Annotated in this window: 19 protein-coding genes, 1 pseudogene and 1 other annotated feature; of the genes and pseudogenes, 10 read left to right on the plus strand and 10 right to left on the minus strand. The window is 49.4% G+C overall.

Annotated features, from left to right (window positions below):
* Nucleotides 1–103: 103 nt before the first annotated feature.
* The 8 genes from cheW to IEV89_RS03450 form a co-directional block, all read right to left on the minus strand.
* Nucleotides 104–601, minus strand: coding sequence for a chemotaxis protein CheW (gene cheW, locus IEV89_RS03415; RefSeq protein ID WP_188470468.1), 498 nt, complete (start codon nucleotides 599–601; stop codon nucleotides 104–106).
* A 79-nt stretch (nucleotides 602–680) separates the two neighbouring features.
* Complete coding sequence (gene cheA / locus IEV89_RS03420; RefSeq protein WP_188470470.1) at nucleotides 681–2,696, minus strand: chemotaxis protein CheA; 2,016 nt, start codon at nucleotides 2,694–2,696, stop codon at nucleotides 681–683.
* A 4-nt stretch (nucleotides 2,697–2,700) separates the two neighbouring features.
* Entirely contained in the window at nucleotides 2,701–3,879 is a 1,179-nt protein-coding gene (gene motB, locus IEV89_RS03425; RefSeq protein WP_188470472.1) for a flagellar motor protein MotB, read from the minus strand.
* The gene (gene motA, locus IEV89_RS03430; protein WP_188470474.1) at nucleotides 3,876–4,763 is read right to left on the minus strand and encodes a flagellar motor stator protein MotA; all 888 of its coding nucleotides are present in this window, start codon (nucleotides 4,761–4,763) and stop codon (nucleotides 3,876–3,878) included. The genes motB and motA overlap by 4 nt, the downstream gene beginning before the upstream one ends.
* A 205-nt stretch (nucleotides 4,764–4,968) precedes the next feature.
* On the minus strand, nucleotides 4,969–5,595 hold the full coding sequence (flhC, locus tag IEV89_RS03435; RefSeq protein WP_188470476.1) for a flagellar transcriptional regulator FlhC: 627 nt from the start codon (nucleotides 5,593–5,595) through the stop codon (nucleotides 4,969–4,971).
* A gap of 2 nt (nucleotides 5,596–5,597) precedes the next feature.
* The gene (gene flhD / locus IEV89_RS03440) at nucleotides 5,598–5,945 is read right to left on the minus strand and encodes a flagellar transcriptional regulator FlhD (protein ID WP_188470478.1); all 348 of its coding nucleotides are present in this window, start codon (nucleotides 5,943–5,945) and stop codon (nucleotides 5,598–5,600) included.
* 7 nt (nucleotides 5,946–5,952) lie between these two features.
* Complete coding sequence (locus IEV89_RS03445; protein WP_188470480.1) at nucleotides 5,953–6,228, minus strand: hypothetical protein; 276 nt, start codon at nucleotides 6,226–6,228, stop codon at nucleotides 5,953–5,955.
* 1,038 nt (nucleotides 6,229–7,266) lie between these two features.
* Nucleotides 7,267–8,097 (minus strand): SDR family oxidoreductase, encoded by an 831-nt coding sequence (locus IEV89_RS03450; protein ID WP_188470482.1) that lies wholly within the window; start codon nucleotides 8,095–8,097, stop codon nucleotides 7,267–7,269.
* A 445-nt stretch (nucleotides 8,098–8,542) separates the two neighbouring features.
* Nucleotides 8,543–8,666, plus strand: a sequence feature (His leader region).
* An 87-nt stretch (nucleotides 8,667–8,753) separates the two neighbouring features.
* On the opposite strand from IEV89_RS03450, the gene hisG reads away from it, so the two are divergent.
* From hisG to hisIE, 8 genes and pseudogenes are all read left to right on the plus strand, one after another.
* The gene (gene hisG / locus IEV89_RS03455) at nucleotides 8,754–9,653 is read left to right on the plus strand and encodes an ATP phosphoribosyltransferase (RefSeq protein WP_188470484.1); all 900 of its coding nucleotides are present in this window, start codon (nucleotides 8,754–8,756) and stop codon (nucleotides 9,651–9,653) included.
* A gap of 4 nt (nucleotides 9,654–9,657) precedes the next feature.
* Nucleotides 9,658–10,768, plus strand: a pseudogene (hisD, locus tag IEV89_RS03460) (histidinol dehydrogenase).
* Nucleotides 10,769–10,782: 14 nt separating this feature from the next.
* On the plus strand, nucleotides 10,783–11,901 hold the full coding sequence (hisC, locus tag IEV89_RS03465; protein WP_188471301.1) for a histidinol-phosphate transaminase: 1,119 nt from the start codon (nucleotides 10,783–10,785) through the stop codon (nucleotides 11,899–11,901).
* Nucleotides 11,898–12,980: a bifunctional histidinol-phosphatase/imidazoleglycerol-phosphate dehydratase HisB gene (gene hisB / locus IEV89_RS03470; RefSeq protein ID WP_188470485.1), complete on the plus strand. Its 1,083-nt coding sequence runs from the start codon at nucleotides 11,898–11,900 to the stop codon at nucleotides 12,978–12,980. The genes hisC and hisB overlap by 4 nt, the downstream gene beginning before the upstream one ends.
* Nucleotides 12,980–13,570, plus strand: coding sequence for an imidazole glycerol phosphate synthase subunit HisH (gene hisH, locus IEV89_RS03475; protein ID WP_188470488.1), 591 nt, complete (start codon nucleotides 12,980–12,982; stop codon nucleotides 13,568–13,570). Before hisB ends, hisH begins: the two co-directional genes overlap by 1 nt.
* 5 nt (nucleotides 13,571–13,575) lie before the next feature.
* Nucleotides 13,576–14,313, plus strand: a complete 738-nt coding sequence (gene hisA, locus IEV89_RS03480; RefSeq protein ID WP_188470489.1) for a 1-(5-phosphoribosyl)-5-[(5-phosphoribosylamino)methylideneamino]imidazole-4-carboxamide isomerase — start codon at nucleotides 13,576–13,578, stop codon at nucleotides 14,311–14,313.
* A complete protein-coding gene (gene hisF / locus IEV89_RS03485) occupies nucleotides 14,295–15,068 on the plus strand; it encodes an imidazole glycerol phosphate synthase subunit HisF (protein WP_188470491.1) in 774 nt (257 codons plus the stop codon). The genes hisA and hisF overlap by 19 nt, the downstream gene beginning before the upstream one ends.
* An 8-nt stretch (nucleotides 15,069–15,076) precedes the next feature.
* Nucleotides 15,077–15,709, plus strand: coding sequence for a bifunctional phosphoribosyl-AMP cyclohydrolase/phosphoribosyl-ATP diphosphatase HisIE (gene hisIE, locus IEV89_RS03490; RefSeq protein WP_188471303.1), 633 nt, complete (start codon nucleotides 15,077–15,079; stop codon nucleotides 15,707–15,709).
* A 94-nt stretch (nucleotides 15,710–15,803) separates the two neighbouring features.
* Here hisIE and gnd read toward each other — a convergent pair whose 3' ends face one another.
* Nucleotides 15,804–17,213 (minus strand): NADP-dependent phosphogluconate dehydrogenase, encoded by a 1,410-nt coding sequence (gene gnd / locus IEV89_RS03495; RefSeq protein ID WP_188470493.1) that lies wholly within the window; start codon nucleotides 17,211–17,213, stop codon nucleotides 15,804–15,806.
* Between the two features lie 408 nt (nucleotides 17,214–17,621).
* Between gnd and rfbB the strand changes: the two genes are divergently transcribed.
* On the plus strand, nucleotides 17,622–18,686 hold the full coding sequence (rfbB, locus tag IEV89_RS03500) for a dTDP-glucose 4,6-dehydratase (protein WP_188470495.1): 1,065 nt from the start codon (nucleotides 17,622–17,624) through the stop codon (nucleotides 18,684–18,686).
* Between the two features lie 17 nt (nucleotides 18,687–18,703).
* Entirely contained in the window at nucleotides 18,704–19,576 is an 873-nt protein-coding gene (rfbA, locus tag IEV89_RS03505; RefSeq protein WP_188470497.1) for a glucose-1-phosphate thymidylyltransferase RfbA, read from the plus strand.
* 62 nt (nucleotides 19,577–19,638) lie between these two features.
* On the opposite strand, the gene IEV89_RS03510 is transcribed toward rfbA, so the two are convergent.
* Nucleotides 19,639–20,754: a glycosyltransferase family 4 protein gene (locus tag IEV89_RS03510; protein WP_188470499.1), complete on the minus strand. Its 1,116-nt coding sequence runs from the start codon at nucleotides 20,752–20,754 to the stop codon at nucleotides 19,639–19,641.

Below are 20,754 nucleotides of genomic sequence, written 5' to 3' on the forward strand. Positions count from 1 at the left end.
AAATGCTTTTTAATTCAATGTCAGGGCCAAGGCGTGTGCTGTACGCCCACGACCTTGGCCCTGACATTGAAAGCAAGTTTGGGCCATAGCCCAATAGCGAAAATCAAACTTTCGCCACACTCTCAAGAAGTGCCATTTCTTCGCTGCTCAGCAATTTCTCGATATCAACCAGAATCAGCATACGTTCCCCCAGCGAGCCAAGGCCGGTCAGGTATTCGGTAGAGAGGGTCACAGCGAATTCAGGGGCTGGGCGGATCTGATCCTGGGAAAGCGACAGCACGTCAGAAACACCATCAACGACGATCCCAACCACTCGGTTTTCAAAATTGAGCACGATCACCACGGTGTTTTCGTTATAGACCACATTTTTTTGCGCAAATTTCACCCGCAGATCGATGATGGGTACGATCACGCCCCGCAAGTTAGTGACACCTTTAATGAAAGCCGGTGTATTGGCAATACGAGTGACCTGATCATAACCGCGAATCTCCTGCACTTTCAGGATATCAATGCCATATTCTTCATCGGCCAGTGTAAAAATCAGAAATTCCTGTCCTACGGTCTCACCCGCCATTTTTGCCACGGTTGCAAGTCCTGCCATGTTATTCACCCTTCAATCGGTCGGATAATGGTTTAGCCTCCCCGGTTTCAATGGTGAGGCGATGTCTGAAGTTATTTTATTATGCTGCCGTTGCGTTCACTGCGCGTTTATCACGGTTCAGCGCCTGAAGTGCTGATACGTCTACAATCAGCGCCACGCTGCCGTCACCCAAAATGGTCGCGGCGGAAATTCCCGGTACTTTGCGATAGTTACTTTCAAGGTTCTTCACGACGACCTGATGCTGACCAATCAGTTGATCCACCAGCAATGCGTAACGACGTCCCGCACTTTGCAGGATAACGACAATACCCTGCGTGGCTTCAGTCTTGGCTTCGGTAACATCAAAGACGTTATACAGCTCGACCAATGGCAAGTATTCACCGCGAACCTGGAGGACGCGCTCGCCTCCCGCCAGAGGATGCAGGTCTTCAGCCAGCGGCTGGAGTGATTCCATCACCGCATTCAGCGGCAGGATAAACACTTCTTCACCCACTTTGACCGACATACCATCGAGAATAGCCAGCGTCAGCGGAAGCAGAATACGGATAGTCGTACCTTTGCCCTGCTGGGAATGGATTTCAACGTGACCGCCCATCTCCTGAATATTTCGTTTCACCACGTCCATGCCAACACCGCGACCAGAGACATCAGTGACTTTTTCTGCCGTCGAGAAGCCCGGCGCGAAAATCAACATACCGACCTCTTCGTCGCTGATGTTCTCGCTAATAACCATGCCCTGCGATGCCGCTTTGGCGAGGATCTTCTCGCGATTCAGCCCCGCACCGTCATCAGTCACTTCGATGCAGATATTGCCGCCCTGATGTTCCGCAGACAAGGTCAGATTGCCGGTGGCATCTTTACCATTGGCAATACGGATATCTGCCGTTTCTACCCCATGGTCGAGACTGTTACGCACCAGGTGCGTTAGCGGGTCGATGATGCGTTCGATCAGGCTTTTGTCCAGTTCAGTTGAACTACCGAGCAGGGTTAGCTCAATTTGTTTGTTGAGCTTGCTGGCAAGATCGCGTACCAGACGCGGGAAGCGGCTGAAGACATATTCCATTGGCATCATACGAATCGACATTACCGATTCCTGTAGGTCACGCGCATTACGCTCGAGCTGACCCATGCTGTTAAGCAGGTCGCTGTGCGCGACGGGGTCCAACTGGTCGGAACGCTGGGCCAGCATCGACTGAGTGATCACCAGTTCGCCGACCAGGTTAACCAGTTGATCGACCTTCTCGACGGCCACACGAATACTGGTCGATTCGGGTGCCTTCGGCGTCGGAGCCTTATGCTGTGCGGCATCTGGCACTGCGGACAGAACTGGCGCTAAGCGAGGGGCAACCGCGACAACCTCAGGTACAGAGACAGTGGCCACCATTTCGGCTTTATCATCCGCGACATCGTTGACGACACTGCTGCCGAAACTTATCTGTTCAGGTTCAATCACAAAGCACAGCACCGCGCTGATGTCATCTTCACTTAGCGTCGTGATAAGGGTTGCTTCGACGCTGGTTGCGGTTTGCACCGGGTCGACGACGTCGCCCAAATTACCAAGTTCTTCGAGCATCAGCGGAATCTCCGCCTCTTTCAGCCCTTTGAGACAAATACGCATCCCGCCGTTGACCACCGGGATGGCGATGCCGGTGGTCAATGCGGCAGGCACCACGAGGAGTTCCGCTGCCTGTGCGCCCTGCTGCTGAACTTCCAGCGCGAGTTGGCGCAAAGCGGCGCAAATGTATTCAAAACTCTCGGCATCGGGAGTTCGGGTAGATTTATATGCGTCTAGTTGCTCCTGCATAATGTCTTTCGTTTCCAAAAACAGGTTGATGATGTCGGTGCTCAAGCTCATTTCTGCATGTCTTGCGCCGTCAAGCAGGTTCTCAAGTAAATGGGTGGTCTCTTGAAGAACCGTGAACCCAAACGTAGCGGCACCGCCTTTTATCGAGTGCGCCGCGCGGAATATCGCGTTGAGTTGTTCGATGTCAGGTGCCAGCGGATCGAGTAACAGCAGGTGCTGCTCCATGTCTGCCAGTAGTTCATCTGCTTCATCGAAAAACGTTTGGTAAAAATCACTAATATCCATGCTCACGTGATCACCTCTGCTGTGAATCGCGGCTTGCCGGTGAAGCCGGTTGCGCCGTCACATCGGCGGCGGCAGGAATTGCCGTCGTCGGTCTGGCTGGCGAGAAAGAAACGACCGGTTTCACCGTCTCACTCTTGGGTTGTTGCTCTGTTGAAGATAAAGGCTGTAATGGTAAAGTCTGTGGCGGTAAAGACGTTGCCGGTACTGATGCGCCTGGCTCTGGATCTTTTGATGACAGATGCGGTGTAAATGCTGGCGACTTTTTAGCATTTGGGGCTTCAGGGGCAGGCGTGACGTCATCACCCGGCATTATTTTTTTCAGCTCACCGGCGTCGCTAATGTTGAGTGCTTCGCCTTCACTGTTTTCGCGCTCAATCGCTTCTTCAGCGTGTTTATTAAGCACCAGAATGCTGATACGGCGGTTGATAGCATCTCCACCAGGGTGATCTTTTAATTGCATGGTTGATCCCATACCCATTACCCGCAGAACTTTCCCTTCGCTTAATCCACCGGAAATCATCTCACGGCGTGAAGCATTAGCGCGGTCAGCCGAGAGTTCCCAGTTGCTGTAGCCGCGTTCACCCATGGCATAGGGCATGTCATCGGTATGACCAGCCAGACTTATCTTATTTGGAACGTCTTCCAGAACCGGCGCAATTGCGCGCAGGATATAGCGCATGTAGGGCTCTACCGCCGCACTGCCGAGTTTGAACATCGGCCGGTTCTGACTATCGATAATCTGGATACGTAACCCCTCTTCTGTCAGGTTAATCATTAAATGGGGGCGCAAAACCTTAAGCCGCGGGTCCGAGATCAGCATCTGCTCGAGTTTGTCCTGCAGGCGTTGTAAGTCACCGATTTCACGCAACGCGCCCTGCGACTGGATCATTTTATGTACTTCGCCATCCTGCTGTGTCGGATCTTCACCACCGCCAGGAATGGGGCTCGTCGCGTCACTGCTGCGCGGCCCGTTAGTGATAGCTACCGCCAGCGGAGTCCGGAAGTACTCCGCAATTTGTACCAGCTCTTTCGGGGTAGAGATCGAAATCAGCCACATCACCAGGAAAAATGCCATCATGGCGGTCATAAAGTCTGCATAGGCAATCTTCCACGATCCTCCATGGTGCCCGCCGCCGTGCTTGCCCTTTTTCTTGCGCACTATCACGATGGGATGGCTTTGATGCTTCATACTTCCTCTTCTTCCGCTTGCTTGTTAGGCGATTTGGCCTGGCGAACATGTTCTTCCAGCTCGATGAAGGACGGACGTTCTGAGGTATAGAGCGTCTTACGACCAAACTCCACCGCGATTTGTGGCGCGTACCCATTCAGGCTGGAGAGCAGAGTCACTTTAATACACTGCATCATTTTGGTATTTTCGGCACATTTCTGTCGCAACACTGACGCCAGAGGAGAAACAAAACCGTACGCCAGTAAAATACCGAGGAAGGTCCCGACCATCGCATGAGCAATCAATGCACCTAACTCAGCAGCAGGGCGATCCGCCGCCGCCAACGTATGAACGATCCCCATCACGGCTGCCACGATGCCGAAAGCGGGTAATGAATCCCCAACCAGTGCGAGGCTGTTGGCCGGCACTTCACTTTCCTGCTCGTAGGTTTCGATCTCTTCGTCCATCAAGGCTTCAATTTCAAACGCATTCATGTTGCCACTGATGATCAAGCGCAGATAATCCGTTAGAAACTCGACTAAATGTTTATCGGCAAGAATGCGCGGATAATTAGCGAAAATATCGCTTTCCTGCGGATTATCGATGTCATTTTCCAGCGACAACATGCCTTGCTGGCGAGATTTGGCCAGCAGCCGATAAATCAGCGCCATCAAATCCATATACATGGCTTTGTTGTAACGTGATCCGCGGAACAATTTTGGCAGTGCGTGCATCGTCGACTTAATGGCCTTGCTGTTGTTGCCCACCAGAAATGCACCAATACCGGCACCGCCAATGATCACCAGTTCTGCCGGTTGGTATAGCGCGCCCATTTCGCCGCCGACCATCATGAAGCCGCCAAAGACTGAGCCAAGGACCACGATGTAACCTATTATCACTAGCACGATGATTCCTTAATTCGATATGGCTTTTTGGGTATAAGGCATGGTGAGGTAAACGCGAAGTGTGATGTCCAGGCGCCGTGAAGACGTCAGTGACAAACAAAGATGTTAGGAGATGAAGCAAAGAATGACGGTGCTGCCACTCTTTGCTTTCTTTTCACTTTTCACTGGGTGGTTACACATGAAAAGTTTTAACGCCCACATCATCTCAAACCGCGCGCTTGACCTTTTCGTCCAGCACTTGAGATGTAATATCGGCAACTTGCGGGGAAAGTTTACGTCTTTTTACTGCACGTGATGGCGGCTGGCAAAGGCTGCAGACAAAACCATGACGAGGTTGATGTGCATGCGTAATAAATGAACCGTCGCAGCTGTTGCAGGATGAGAGTTGTAACATCCCACTGTCGACAAAACGCACCAACGTCCAGGCACGTGTTAGTGCCAGAATCGGTGCTTCACCGGGCTGCTCAGGACACTGTTCCAGATAGAGACGGTACGCCATGATCACGGCTTCAACACCATTACAGTGTCCGCTCTTCAGAAGAAATGAGTAGGCATTGAAGAACATCGATGAGTGAATGTTCTGTTCCCAGGTCATAAACCAGTCCGTGGAGAACGGTAACATCCCTTTCGGCGGTGGGCTGCCACGCAACTCTTTATAGAGTTTAATTAGCCGTCCACGGCTGAGTTGCGTTTCACTTTCCAGCATCTGTAGGCGTGCGCCCAGCGTGATCAGTTCCATTGCCAACTGAATATCTCGAGCTTCCTGAACGATACTTTTTATCACGGGTTTAGCGGTGACGTCTTTCGGCGCTGAGACTTTTATCAGAGACATCGTTATGCCCTTTTCTTAGGTGTACTGCTGTTATCACCAGATGAAAGCCCCTTTAGCAAACGACTTGATAAAAGGATACCCGTATGGATTTGCTGCAAATCTTCTACGCGTGATTCCTGCGTCAGGCATTGAATGGTTTTGCTGTCGTTAAACCGGAATTGGCACAACAGCTGATTCGTTTCAGCTAGCTTCACCATTTGCGGCAAGGTTAGCTGGCCTAATGCATCAGCCATGAGATCATCAATTCCCAGCCGGAACATAGCAGAGGCCTTTTCATCGTTAATTAAACGCTGCGCTAAGAGCAAATAAGACAGGTTGATGTCATATATGTGTTTAAGTAATTCAGACATGCTTCTTTTACCCCAGACCACCAGCGATGAGTGCAAAGCTGGATGATAGATATAATCCACGCTGCGGCAGTGATTCCGGCACAACAAGGATCTTTACTATCGAAACAATTGGATCATTGGACGATGCATTTCTTTTTTCAAGAAATGTTCTGCGACAACCAACAGGTTCATCGCACGGATTTTGAATCACCGCCAATACAAAGTAGTTCCTGATGTAAATCAAGTAAAGCGTGATAATTTGAAAGCTAACTAAATTTAATAATTTATCAGTTGAGTCGTTCATGCAGAGTCCATTGCTATATTTGCGTGTCATTCAGTGAAACGCTTTTACACATTTATTAGGATTATTCCTACTTGCGCGGCAAATGTAACCCCGAACCATTACTACATACAATCTCGGCATTCATGCATTTTAACTAAAACGTGATCTAGATCACATAAATAAAACATGCACACACCAAATCTTTAGACTTAAGTCAAATTTAAAGCGCGGATTATAACCAGAAGTAAAAAGACATCTGAAAACACCCTTCTTAGCCCCAATTTCTCATCATTATTAGATCAATTAGTACAAATTCCATTTAAAGCCAAACTGTAAGACTTAATTGCCATTATTAGCGTAAATTAACGAATTTTATACACACATAATAGTAATTATTAAGAATAATAATCTAAATTTACAAAAATTGCACTTTAGGAGTATTTCAGGGGAATGTAAGGTTATTTAGGATAAATGCGCGGGATAAATTTAGATTTAAAGTGAAGGTTTCGTAAGGAAAAACGGGGTTTACTCAGCATAGCGTTAATCTATGTAACAGAATTGTTGGTATACAAAAATGCAGGTTTAGGGGAAGAATACAGAAGAAATGCTTATGTAATGATAGGCTTTAACGGTGCACTATTTAACTACATCTGTTCTATCGGCACAGACGTGAAAAACTTTAGGGATTTCACCTTAAAAAGTTATTCATGTTAACCAATGATAATTTTAATTAGTTATATTCTGTAAATTACAAGGTTAGCAACACGATGAGTGGATTTATTGCATGAGTGCGCTATTTTACATCTAAAACAAGTCCATAAAGAGAACCTTGCCTTACAATAGTCTCAACATGTAATGAATCGATGACATTAAAAACCTAAAAATAGAACAGAAGTTGAACACTTTATGGGGGGTTGCGGAAAGATGAGGGAGGAAGTTTTTTTGCCGGTGGGTCGAAGTGTAGCCTGCTCATTATATTTCTATAATAATGGGTGAAATTAATGGGCAAAACCCATCATTATTAAGGCTGTTCGCCATGATGGGTTCTGCAATGAGGGATCAACTAACCGGCATCAGTTCGGGATCAGGATGCTGATACTCAAATCCGAGCTCTTTACAAATACGGTTACCGTCAATGAGTTTGCCTCCTATATCACCTTCATGAGATTCAGCAAAATGGGGCTCAGCTAAACCAAGCTGGCGGGCCAACGCTGGATAGAAATGTTGCTTCTCAGGATGTAAAGGCGCACAGAGATTATAGGTATGCCCACCTTTAGGCAGACTCAGCAGCAATATCATGGCAGCAATAACGTCATCCTGATGCACCAGATTGACACCATAGTGACCGCCCTGCACATTGATCTTACCCGCTAGAAAACGGCCTGGATGACGATCAGAGCCTACCAGCCCCGCCAGACGCAGCACATCCACAGAGGTATTCGGCAGCCGGTGGAACCAGTTTTCCAACTCTGCGAGCACCTTTCCGCTGGGCGTCACTGGGCATAGTCGAGAGTCTTCACGCATTGTCCCACTGCCCTCACCATAAACGGAGGTTGAACTGGTAAAGATGATGCGCCCGATATTATGCGCCAGCGCGCTGTCCACCAACTGCTGTACCGCCTGGAAATAGAGTTCGCTCCCTTCGACTGTCCGGCGAGCCGGTAAGGTGATAATCAGAGCATCAACATTCAACAGGACCTCGAAGTCTTCAGCATCACACTGCATTTGCGGCAGAAAGACTAACGGGTAGCAGTCAATGCCGCACATACGTGCAGCCTCAACCCCGTCAGGCGTGGTTTTGCTGCCAACGACCTGATAGCCTTTGGAGGACAGAGCCATTGCCAGCGGCATCCCTAACCAACCCAATCCAACTATTGCGACTTTTTTCATACTCAACTCCATCCTTTGCTTGTCATGCGTTTCTGCATGACCAATGCCGAATTGTTTCAGTTTAGCAAATTATGCTCTCGGGAGCCTTCAGTGAACATCGAGTTCATGTCAGGTTTTTTCCGCAGTTGTAACAAGCGAAACGGGCTTGTCCCCTATCTGTACACGCCACCGACCAAGTTGTACGTGAAAAGCGAGACACCAGGGGCCAGGACGATGGGTTCCGGACAATGCGCCGTGACAGGCAGGTTAACGCACAGATTGACATAATCTGCGCGCGCAGGGTCATTCATAGACATGATGAGACCCTGATGCAGATAAGAAAAACTCATCATCGATAAAAAAGGTTGCACTACTGCTACGGGATAGTTTAGTTTTAGCAACGCAAGTTCAATATCTGGCATATTCATTTAAAGAGAAACACAATGACTAACATTCTGATCAACCACCATCATCACCATCACCCTGACTAGTCTTGCAGGCGATTGGTGCTGGAAGACTGTTAAGATCTTCCAGTGGCGCAGAATGTAAAGAGAGAGCCCTCGGAAGATATCTTCCGAGGGTTTTTTTTTACCTGCATTTGCAGTCCAAATTATTTATATAATTACGCAAATATTTAACCATTACAGCTAACAAACATAAGAAAGGTCGAGATCATCATGTTAGATAAGTCACGTTTACGTATAGCCATGCAGAAGTCAGGTCGCCTTAGTGATGAGTCACGCGAACTGCTGGCGCGCTGTGGGATCAAAATCAATTTGCAGGAGCAACGCCTGATTGCCTTCGCAGAAAACATGCCTATCGATATTTTGCGTGTGCGTGATGACGATATCCCTGGTCTGGTGATGGACGGCGTCGTCGATTTAGGCATCATTGGCGAGAACGTACTGGAAGAAGAGTTACTCAATCGCCGCGCTCAGGGCGAAGACCCGCGTTACTTCATGTTACGTCGCCTGGATTTCGGTGGCTGCCGCCTGTCGCTGGCAACGCCATTGGACTGCGAATATACCGGTCCGCAAAGCCTGCAAAAAGCCCGCATCGCGACTTCCTACCCACATATCCTGAAGCAGTATCTCGACAAACAGGGTGTTGAGTTCAAATCCTGTTTGCTGAACGGTTCCGTTGAAGTCGCCCCGCGTGCCGGTTTGTCCGACGCCATTTGCGATCTGGTTTCCACTGGTGCAACCCTTGAGGCCAATGGCCTGCGTGAAGTAGAAGTGATTTACCGCTCTAAGGCCTGCCTTATTCAGCGTGACGGCGAAATGCCACAGGAAAAACAGCTGCTGATTGACCGTCTGATGACCCGTATTCAAGGCGTGATTCAGGCCCGTGAATCAAAATACATCATGTTGCACGCGCCGAGTGAGCGACTGGATGAGATCATTGCCCTGCTGCCAGGCGCTGAGCGCCCGACTATTCTGCCTCTCGCTGGCGATCAACAACGCGTTGCGATGCATATGGTCAGCAGTGAAACCCTGTTCTGGGAAACCATGGAAAAACTGAAAGCACTGGGTGCCAGTTCGATTCTGGTCCTGCCAATCGAAAAAATGATGGAGTAAGGTCATGCAGCCAAACGCGTTTACCACCCCGATTGATTGGCAACAGTGTGATGAGCAGCAACGTCGCGAGCTGCTGACACGCCCGGCGATTTCGGCCTCAGACCGCATCACCGAGTCGGTCACTGAAATCTTGCGCCGCGTGCGCAATGAAGGCGACAGTGCCTTACGTGAGTTCTGTGCAACCTTTGATAAGACTGACGTAGGCGATATTCGCGTGACGGCGCAGCAAATTGAAGCGGCATCCGCGCGTTTGGGCGATGACGTAAAACAGGCAATGGCGCACGCCGTTCGCAACATTACGACCTTTCACGAAGCACAGAAACTGGCGGTGGTGGATATTGAAACTCAGCCGGGTGTGCGCTGCCAACAACTGACACGCCCTATTCAGTCGGTTGGTTTGTATATTCCGGGTGGCTCGGCACCGCTGGTTTCTACCGTATTGATGCTGGCAACGCCGGCACACATCGCAGGTTGTCAGCGCGTCACGCTATGCTCACCTCCGCCGATTGCCGATGAGATTCTGTATGCTGCCAAACTGTGTGGTGTAACCGAGGTTTATCAGTTAGGTGGTGCGCAGGCCATTGCCGCGCTGGCTTTTGGTACACAAAGCGTACCCAAAGTGGCAAAAATCTTCGGACCAGGTAATGCCTATGTCACCGAAGCTAAACGCCAGGTCAGCCAAAGCCTTAATGGCGCAGCCATCGACATGCCTGCTGGCCCGTCTGAAGTGCTGGTGATCGCCGACAGTGGTGCAACGCCGGATTTTGTGGCCTCTGACCTGTTGTCGCAGGCCAAGCATGGACATGGCCTACACCGTGGGTGAAGCCGTCGAACGCCAACTGGCACTGTTATCCCGTCAAGAGATTGCTCGCCAGGCACTGGCAAGCAGCCGCCTGATCGTCGCGAAAGATTTGGCGCAGTGTATTGAAATCAGCAACGCTTATGGTCCTGAGCATTTGATCCTGCAAACCCGTGAACCCGAAGCACAGTTAACACCACAAGGGTTGCTTGATCTGGCGACGACAATTGAAACGCTGGCGCAAGCTGAGCAACTGACCGCACACAAGAATGCCGTAACACTGCGCGTTAACGTACTGAAGGAGCAAGGCTTATGAGCAACCAGAAAAATATGAGCATTCAGTCACTGGCGCGTAAGAACGTGCGTGAGCTGACACCCTATCAGTCCGCTCGTCGCCTCGGCGGCAATGGGGATGTCTGGCTGAACGCCAACGAATATCCGATTGCACCGCAGTTTGAGCTGACGGCACAGACCTTCAACCGTTATCCGGAATGTCAGCCGGTGCTGGTGATTGAACGTTACGCTGCCTACGCCGGGCTAGAGAAAGATCAGGTACTTGTCAGCCGTGGCGCAGATGAAGGGATCGAGCTGTTGATCCGCGCTTTCTGCGAGCCAGGAAAAGACGCCATCCTTTATTGCCCACCGACTTACGGTATGTACAGCGTCAGCGCGGAAACCATCGGCGTCGAAGCGCGCACGGTTCAGGCTAAAGAAGACTGGTCACTGGATTTACCGGCGATTAAAGCTGCACTCGATGGCGTCAAACTGGTCTATGTCTGTAGCCCAAACAATCCGACCGGTAATCTGATTAACCCGGAAGACTTGCGTACGGTACTGGAGATGACCCGAGGCCGCGCGATTGTCGCCATCGATGAAGCTTATATTGAGTTCTGCCCTCAGGCCTCGGTGACCGGCTGGCTAAAAGAGTATCCACATCTCGTTGTTTTGCGCACGATGTCAAAAGCCTTCGCACTGGCCGGTTTACGTTGCGGCTTCACCTTAGCCAACAGCGAACTGATTGCCCTATTAATGCAAGTGATCGCACCCTATCCGCTTTCCACGCCGGTGGCCGATATCGCCGCGCAAGCATTAAGTGACCAAGGGCTGGCTGTCATGCGCGCCCGTGTGGCAGAGATGGGTGAAACCCGCTCATGGCTGACACAGCAGCTTAAGCGCTGCGACTGCGTGGAACAGGTATTCGCCAGTGAAACCAATTACCTCCTGGTGCGTTTTACCGCGTCAAGTCAGGTATTTAAGACGCTCTGGGATCAAGGCATTATCTTACGTGACCAGAACAAGCAACCAGGGCTTTCCGGCTGTCTGCGCATTAGCCTGGGTACCCGTCAAGAGTGCCAACGGATGCTCGATGCGCTGCAACCGCTGCCGGGAATAAATGAACGCACCGCCATCATGAATAATGAAACAGCCCCAAGCAAGGAGCCGATGTGAGCCAGAGCCCGTTAGTACAAAAGATCTTATTCATCGACCGCGACGGTACGCTGATTAGTGAGCCGCCTGAAGATTTTCAGGTAGACCGCCTGGACAAACTGGCTTTCGAGCCGGGTGTGATCCCTGCACTGCTGGCGTTACAAGTTGCCGGTTTCAAACTGGTGATGATCACCAATCAGGATGGCCTGGGCACCGCCAGTTTCCCGCAGGAGACTTTCGATCCACCGCATAATCTGATGATGCAGATCCTGACCTCTCAAGGTGTGGTATTTGACGAAATCCTGATTTGCCCTCACCTGCCGGCTGACCTCTGTGGTTGTCGTAAGCCAAAAACGGAACTGGTGAAAGGCTATCTGGAAAGCGGCCTGATGGATGTCGTCAACAGCTATGTGATTGGCGACCGCGACACCGATATTCAACTGGCGGCTAATATGGGCCTCGCCGGCTTACGTTACCAACGCGATACGCTGAATTGGGCGGCCATTACCGCGCAGCTCACTCAGCGCGATCGTCATGCGCACATTAACCGCGTGACGCGCGAAACCTACATCGACGTGGACGTCTGGCTGGACCGCGAAGGTGAAAGTAAAATCCGTACCGGTGTGGGCTTCTTTGACCATATGCTCGATCAGATCGCCACTCACGGCGGATTCCGCATGAATATCGAGGTCAAAGGCGATCTCTATATTGACGACCATCACACCGTGGAAGATACCGGGCTGGCGCTGGGCGAAGCCCTGAATAAAGCATTGGGTGACAAACGCGGGATTGGTCGCTTCGGCTTCGTCCTGCCGATGGACGAATGTCTGGCGCGTTGTGCGCTGGATATTTCCGGCCGCCCGCACCTCGAGTATAAAGCCGAGTTTAACTATCAGCGTGTGGGCGATTTAAGCACTGAGATGGTCGAGCACTTCTTCCGGTCTCTCTCTTACGCGATGGGCTGTACGCTGCACTTACGTACCAAAGGCAAGAACGATCATCACCGTGTTGAGAGCCTGTTCAAGGCCTTTGGCCGCACCTTGCGCCAGGCGATCCGCGTGGACGGCAACACATTGCCGAGTTCGAAAGGAGTGCTGTGATGAATGTTGTCATCCTGGATACCGGTTGTGCCAACCTTTCTTCCGTGAAATATGCGGTTCAGCGTTTAGGTTTTGAACCGACGGTGAGCCGTGTCCCGGAAATTGTTTTGCAAGCCGACAAGCTTTTTTTACCGGGCGTGGGAACCGCGCGCGCGGCGATGGAACAACTCGAACAACGTGAACTGATTGCGCTGATCAAAGCCTGTACTCAACCAGTGCTGGGTATTTGCCTGGGAATGCAGTTGTTAGGTTCAGGCAGTGACGAGAACGGCGGGATCAAAACGCTCGGGATTATCGATCAACCCGTGCAGCGTATGCAGGATCGCGGATTACCGTTGCCGCACATGGGCTGGAATCAGGTGATCGCAAATGCAGGTAACCATCTGTTCCGTGGTATTGACGAGAACGCTTACTTTTATTTCGTCCACGGGTTTGCCATGCCGGTCTGCGAAAACACCATCGCCCAAACGCTTTATGGAGAGCCGTTCAGCGCCGCCATACAAAAAGACAACTTCTTCGGCGTGCAGTTTCATCCGGAGCGTTCCGGTGCTGCTGGTGCACAGCTGTTGAAAAATTTTCTGGAGATGTAAGCACCATGATTATTCCCGCTTTGGATTTGATCGACGGCAGTGTGGTGCGTTTGCATCAGGGCGATTACGGCCAGCAGCGCGACTATGGCAGCGATCCGCTGCCTCGCTTGCAAGATTATCAACGCCAGGGAGCAGAAGTTCTGCATCTGGTCGATTTAACCGGTGCTAAAGACCCCGCCGCGCGCCAGATCCCTTTACTGCAAAAACTACTGGCGGGTGTAACCGTACCCGTGCAAGTCGGTGGCGGCATTCGCCATGAACAGGATGTAGAAGCCCTGTTATCGGCCGGTGCAACCCGTGTTGTGGTGGGTTCAACAGCGGTAAAAAACCCTGATCGGGTGCAGGGCTGGTTCAGCCGTTTTGGCGCCGATGCGCTGGTGCTAGCATTGGATGTACGCATTGATGCTCAAGGCGCTAAAAATGTGGCCGTCAGCGGATGGCAGGAAAATTCTAATGCCACGTTGGAACAAGTGGTGGAACAGTATCTGCCATTTGGCCTGAAACATGTGCTTTGCACTGATATCTCCCGCGATGGCACGTTAGCCGGTTCCAACGTCGAACTTTATCGAGAAGTCACCGCGCGCTATCCGCAAGTGGCGTTTCAGGCCTCCGGCGGTATCGGTTCTCTCGACGATATCGCGCAGTTGCGTAACAGCGGCGTGAAAGGCGTGATTGTCGGGCGAGCTTTACTCGACGGTAAATTCAATGTGACGGAGGCAATTTCATGCTGGCAAAACGGATAATTCCCTGTCTGGACGTCAAAAACGGCCAGGTGGTAAAAGGCGTACAGTTTCGTCATCACGAGATCATCGGAGACATTGTGCCACTGGCAAAACGCTATGCCGAAGAAGGCGCAGATGAACTGGTGTTTTACGATATTACGGCCTCTTCCGACGGTCGTGTGGTGGATAAAAGCTGGGTGTCGCGCGTGGCGGAAGTCATCGACATTCCGTTTTGCGTGGCGGGCGGTATTAAAAGTGCAGAAGACGCCGCACAGATACTGCAGTTCGGCGCGGATAAAATTTCCATCAACTCCCCTGCGCTGGCAGACCCATCATTGATCAGCCGACTGGCGGAGCGTTTCGGTGTACAGTGCATCGTGGTGGGTATCGATACCTGGCATGATGCAGAATCAGGCAATTATCAGGTTCACCAGTTTACCGGCGATGAAGCGCGCACCAAGGTGACGACCTGGCAGACCCTTGACTGGGTAAAGGAAGCTCAGGAACGCGGCGCAGGTGAAATTGTGCTGAATATGATGAATCAGGACGGCGTGCGTAATGGCTATGACCTGCAGCAGCTGAAACTGATGCGCGACGTGTGCCGTGTACCGCTGATTGCTTCGGGCGGCGCGGGAACGCCTCAGCACTTCCTTGACGCTTTCCAACAGGCTAATGTCGATGGCGCGCTGGCAGCATCGGTGTTCCATAAACAAATAATTAATATTGGCGAGCTGAAAAGCTTTTTGGCCGAAAATGGCGTGGAGATCCGCTTGTGAGTAACGAAATGTCGAATAATGGTCGTTTAAGCGAACAACAGATTAGCCTGCTCGACTGGGAAAAAGTCGATAACCTGATGCCGGTGGTTGTACAGCATGCGGTGTCTGGTGAAGTGTTGATGATGGGGTATATGAACCAGGAAGCCCTGAGTGTGACGCAAGACTCCGGCAAAGTGACATTTTATTCGCGGACGAAACAACGCCTTTGGACCAAAGGTGAAAGCTCAGGTCATTTCCTCAATCTGGTCAGTATCTATCCGGATTGCGATAACGACACCCTGCTGGCGCTGGTGAATCCGATCGGCCCGACCTGCCATCAAGGCACCAACAGCTGCTTCCATCCTGCCGCCACCGACTGGGGATTCCTGTTCCAACTCGAAGAACTGTTGGCATCACGCAAAAACGCTGATCCTGAAAGCTCTTATACCGCCAAACTCTACGCCAGTGGCACCAAGCGTATTGCACAGAAAGTGGGTGAAGAAGGCGTGGAAACCGCGCTGGCCGCTACAGTCAATGACCGTTTCGAGCTGACCAATGAGGCCTCCGATTTGATGTATCACCTGCTGGTTTTACTGCAGGATCAAGATTTGAACCTGAGTGCAGTGATCGAGAATTTGCGCCAACGGCATAATAAGAAATAACGCCCTGCGATAAATACAGGACGTAAAAAAGCCGCCTTTGCTTTTGCATCGGCGGCTTTTTAAATGGTGTTATTCAACAAACTTTAGGAAGGAATTAATCCAGCCATTCGGTATGGAATACACCCTCTTTGTCGGTACGTTTATAAGTATGAGCACCGAAGTAGTCGCGCTGTGCCTGAATCAGGTTGGCGGGCAGAACCGCTGAACGGTAGCTGTCATAGTAGTTGATCGCAGCAGAGAAGGTTGGTGTCGGAATACCGTTTTGCACAGCATAGGAGACCACATCACGCAGCGCCTGCTGATATTCATCAGCGATGTTTTTGAAATACGGTGCCAACAGCAGGTTAGCGATGGACGCATTTTCAGCATACGCATCGGTAATTTTCTGCAGGAACTGAGCGCGGATGATACAGCCCGCACGGAAAATCTTAGCGATTTCGCCGTAATGCAGATCCCAGTTGTTCTCTTCTGATGCCGCTTTCAGCTGTGAGAAGCCCTGAGCGTAAGAGACAATCTTACCCAGATACAACGCACGGCGGATTTTTTCGATGAATTCCGCTTTGTCGCCAGCGAAAGGTTTAACGGTCGGGCCAGTCAACACTTTAGAGGCTGCAACACGCTGGTCTTTCAGAGAAGACAAGTAACGAGCGAAGACAGATTCGGTGATCAAGGTCAGCGGTTCGCCGAGGTCCAGCGAGCTCTGACTGGTCCATTTACCCGTACCTTTGTTGGCCGCTTCATCCAGAATCACATCAACCAGGTATTTACCCGCTTCATCTTTTTTGGTGAAGATATCTTTGGTGATGTCGATCAGGTAGCTATTCAGCTCGCCTTTGTTCCAATCTACAAAAGTGCTTGCCAGCTCTTCGTTACTCAGGCCCAGGGACTGTTTCAGCAGTGAATACGCTTCTGCGATAAGCTGCATGTCGCCATATTCGATACCGTTATGAACCATCTTAACGTAGTGACCGGCACCATCAGCACCGATGTAAGCCACGCAAGCTTCGCCGTCTTCGGCACGCGCTGCGATTTGCTCGAGGATAGGAGCAACCAGTGCGTAAGCTTCTTTCTGACCGCCAGGCATAATGGATGGGCCTTTCAGTGCACCCTCTTCACCGCCGGAAACGCCGGTACCGATGAAGTTAAAACCTTGTTCAGACAATTCGCGGTTACGGCGAATGGTGTCTTTATAATAGGTGTTGCCGCCATCAATGAGGATGTCGCCTTTATCCAGGTGTGGCGTCAGAGATGCGATGGTTTTGTCTGTTGCTTCGCCTGCTTTCACCATCAGCAGGATACGACGAGGTTTTTCCAGCGAGTCAACAAACTCTTCGACGCTGTAGTGCGGGACCAGATTTTTACCCGGGTTTTCAGCGATGACTTCATCAGTCTTGTCGCCAGAACGGTTAAAAATAGAAACGGAATAACCACGGCTTTCAATGTTAAGCGCGAGGTTACGGCCCATGACCGCCATACCGACAACGCCGATCTGTTGTTTGGACATTAGCAACTCCTGTCTGAATTAGTTGATTGCCCAGATTATCGCCTACCCTTTTGTTTTATGAGGGTTAACCTGTGCTGGGCTATACAAATGAACACAAGCATTGTACATGAGTTTGCCAGAGGGTGAACCTATTGCAGTCATAACAATCTTGGGAATAATGATACTAACCGTTACCTCAACGCAATCTGAGTCAGCGGTTTAACTTTACCGGTAACATTGATGAAATGCAGGTCAAAAAAAGCTTCATCAACTATATTCTGTTTTCGCCTGTAGATTGAACAATCGAATACGATTTATCAGCTAATTGCTATCCTGAAGTACAACATTGTCTCCAAAAACTATATCCTCACACCATAATGAACAGAGTTTGCTTACCCTCACAATCAAACGTACAGGTGAATTGAATAAATGAAGATTATGGTGACAGGGGGTGCTGGCTTCATTGGTTCGGCCATGGTCCGCTATCTGATTGAACATACATCGGACAGTGTTCTGGTAGTCGATAGTCTTACCTATGCGGGTAGGCTAGATTCACTTACCTCAGTTTCTGATAGTGACCGTTATCAGTTTGCTTTAGCGTCTATCTGCGACCGTAAGACGTTGGACTCGCTATTTAACAGCTTTCAGCCAGATGCAGTGATGCATTTGGCTGCTGAAACCCATGTTGATCGTTCAATTGACGGTCCGGCCACCTTTATTGAAACAAATATTGTTGGCACCTATGTATTACTTGAGGCGACCAGGCATTATTGGTCGACCTTGCCAGTAGAAAAAAAAATGGCCTTCCGTTTCCATCATATCTCTACTGATGAAGTGTTTGGGGATCTGACTGACAGTATGTCTCTATTTACTGAACAAACACCCTATGCGCCCAGCAGTCCTTACTCCGCCTCAAAAGCATCAAGCGATCATCTGGTCCGAGCATGGCAGAGAACCTATGGGTTACCCACACTCATCACCAACTGTTCAAATAACTATGGCCCCTATCATTTCCCTGAAAAGTTGATCCCGCTGATAATACTCAATGCCCTTGCGGGTAAGCATTTGCCCGTATATGGCGATGGCGCGCAAATCAGAGACTGGTTGTATGTTGAAGACCATGCCCGAGCACTCTACCGGGTTATCACCCAGGGCACCGTTGGTGAAACCTATAATATTGGTGGTCACAACGAGCGAAAAAATATCGAGGTCGTAGAGGCGATATGTAGCTTATTAGATGAGCTACAGCCTGAGAAACCCGAAGGTATTGAGTATTATCGCGATTTGATCACTTACGTTACCGATCGCCCAGGCCATGATAAACGTTACGCAATTGACGCTGGTAAAATTGAGCGTGAGCTGGGTTGGAAACCACTCGAGACTTTTGAATCCGGGATCCGCAAAACGGTGCAATGGTATTTGAATAATCAATTATGGTGTGAGCAAATTCACAGTGGTACTTACCAGGGCGAACGACTGGGCGTAATCCGTTAATTTAAGGAAGTGTATTAATGAAAGGTATCGTTCTCGCTGGCGGTTCAGGAACCAGGTTATACCCGATCACATTGGGCGTTTCAAAACAGTTACTCCCGGTTTATGACAAACCAATGATCTACTATCCTCTGTCCACATTAATGCTGGCAGGTATTCGAGACATATTAATTATTACCACAGCAGAGGACCTACCATCATTTCAACGTCTGCTTGGCGATGGGTCTCAGTTCGGTATCCGGCTCTCCTATGAGATTCAACCTTCACCCGATGGATTAGCTCAAGCATTTATTATTGGTGAGAATTTTATAGAGGGTGACAGCTGCGCGCTGGTGCTTGGTGATAATGTCTATTTTGGCCAGGGTTTTGGTCCCAAGCTGGAGCTGGCGGCAAGTCGCAATGAAGGTGCCACGATTTTCGGCTATCAGGTAACTGACCCTGAAAGGTTCGGTGTTATCGAATTTGATCAGGACTATAACGCCCTATCCATTGAGGAAAAACCCGCAAAACCAAAGTCGAAATGGGCAGTTACCGGCTTGTATTTCTTCGATAAACACGTTGTAGAGCGAGCTAAGCAAGTCAAGCCCTCTGCCCGTGGAGAATTAGAAATTACCACACTGATTGAGATGTACTTAGACGACCATAATTTAAAAGTAGAATTATTAGGCCGTGGTTTTGCCTGGCTGGATACAGGAACACACGACAGCCTGATTGAAGCATCTCAATTCATTCATACTATTGAGAAGCGTCAGGGATTCAAGGTGGCGTGCCTGGAAGAGATAGGGTTTAAGAAGGGATGGTTGAGTCGAGAAAAATTAAGACAGCAATCAGAAAAATTAATTAAATCGCCGTATGGGATATATTTGGCAGGACTAGTGAGTGAAGAGAAGTAATGGGTTATTTTACGCCGATATTTGAGTCGGCGTTTTGGCATCTCAGTAAGGTAGCGCTATGCTTATTTTATAATCAGGCTCTGGTAGAGTTTGCTATATTTTTCGATCATCTGATGTGAGGTGAAAACCGTCTCATAACGGTATCTTGCATTAACACCATATTGCTTAGCTAATGCCGGAGATTCCCATAAGGTATCCATCGCCTCTCTTAGTGCTGCAACATCACAAGGTGGAACGGCAATGCCTGTTTCTTTATCAATATTAATAAAAGTTGTGCCTGTACCTATTTCACAAGAAATAAGGGGTTTCTCAAACATAGCACCTTCCAATAGAGAAATGCCGAATGCTTCCGAACGAAGATGAGAAGGGAAAACAATAGCATAGCACAATTCCAGCAACGCTATTTTATCTTCATCTTCAAGTGCACCGACAAAGTAGACATTAGTAAGTCCTAACTCTTTAGTCTGTTTTTTTAATTCACTTTCTGCCGGGCCAGAACCTATGATTACAATTGGATAGTCAGAATGTTGCGCCGCCTCAAGTAAAACATGAAGTCCTTTATAGTAACGAAAGGCACCAATGAATAAAAAGAATTTTGATGGTAACTTTGCTCGCCACTGATTTAATTTTGATTCCGTAGATTTAGGATAAGAGTGTTCATCAAGACCATAAGGGATAACACTGACTTTATCCTTAAATTTTTGCAAAATATGGCTGGTTTCAACATAATTAGGTGAGGCAGCAACGATCCGGTCGACTTTGGAAAGAAATAGCTCCATCAGAGGGGTGTATAATTTAAGCAGTAGTTTTTGTTTGACGATATCAGAGTGATAGCTCACTACTGTCGGTTTTTTAATACCACTGATAAAATGAACCAGATCCATAAAAGGAAAAGGGAAGTGATAATGGATAATATCTGCTTGTGCCGCTAATTCTTTAAATCGCTTAATGACAGCCCAGGAAAAAGGTGTTGAAGCCAAAGAAAAGCTTATACTTTCACAATGAACGGTGTGTTTGGAAACACTGCGTTTGTCCACCTTCCCTCTTGGACTGAGAGAAAGAACATCAGATTTAAATCCGCACTGCTCTCCCCCTTCACTAAGTTGGAAAATTACCTGCTCAATACCACCAAAGGTATCTGGATAATATGTCTTGTAAAAATGCAGTACCTTTAACAT

It is taken from the genome of Hafnia psychrotolerans (assembly GCF_014639435.1).
Classification (GTDB): Bacteria; Pseudomonadota; Gammaproteobacteria; order Enterobacterales; family Enterobacteriaceae; genus Ewingella; species Ewingella psychrotolerans.

Coding starts and splice junctions, on each gene's coding strand:
- hisG (WP_188470484.1), top strand. CDS start 8,754: ATGTTAGATAAGTCACGTTTACGTATAGCCATGCAGAAGTCAGGTCGC.
- motB (WP_188470472.1), bottom strand. CDS start 3,879: ATGAAGCATCAAAGCCATCCCATCGTGATAGTGCGCAAGAAAAAGGGC.
- gnd (WP_188470493.1), bottom strand. CDS start 17,213: ATGTCCAAACAACAGATCGGCGTTGTCGGTATGGCGGTCATGGGCCGT.
- hisF (WP_188470491.1), top strand. CDS start 14,295: ATGCTGGCAAAACGGATAATTCCCTGTCTGGACGTCAAAAACGGCCAG.
- hisC (WP_188471301.1), top strand. CDS start 10,783: ATGAGCATTCAGTCACTGGCGCGTAAGAACGTGCGTGAGCTGACACCC.
- hisIE (WP_188471303.1), top strand. CDS start 15,077: ATGTCGAATAATGGTCGTTTAAGCGAACAACAGATTAGCCTGCTCGAC.
- rfbB (WP_188470495.1), top strand. CDS start 17,622: ATGAAGATTATGGTGACAGGGGGTGCTGGCTTCATTGGTTCGGCCATG.
- cheW (WP_188470468.1), bottom strand. CDS start 601: ATGGCAGGACTTGCAACCGTGGCAAAAATGGCGGGTGAGACCGTAGGA.
- IEV89_RS03510 (WP_188470499.1), bottom strand. CDS start 20,754: ATGTTAAAGGTACTGCATTTTTACAAGACATATTATCCAGATACCTTT.
- rfbA (WP_188470497.1), top strand. CDS start 18,704: ATGAAAGGTATCGTTCTCGCTGGCGGTTCAGGAACCAGGTTATACCCG.
- IEV89_RS03445 (WP_188470480.1), bottom strand. CDS start 6,228: ATGAACGACTCAACTGATAAATTATTAAATTTAGTTAGCTTTCAAATT.
- flhC (WP_188470476.1), bottom strand. CDS start 5,595: ATGTCTCTGATAAAAGTCTCAGCGCCGAAAGACGTCACCGCTAAACCC.
- flhD (WP_188470478.1), bottom strand. CDS start 5,945: ATGTCTGAATTACTTAAACACATATATGACATCAACCTGTCTTATTTG.
- hisH (WP_188470488.1), top strand. CDS start 12,980: ATGAATGTTGTCATCCTGGATACCGGTTGTGCCAACCTTTCTTCCGTG.
- hisA (WP_188470489.1), top strand. CDS start 13,576: ATGATTATTCCCGCTTTGGATTTGATCGACGGCAGTGTGGTGCGTTTG.
- IEV89_RS03450 (WP_188470482.1), bottom strand. CDS start 8,097: ATGAAAAAAGTCGCAATAGTTGGATTGGGTTGGTTAGGGATGCCGCTG.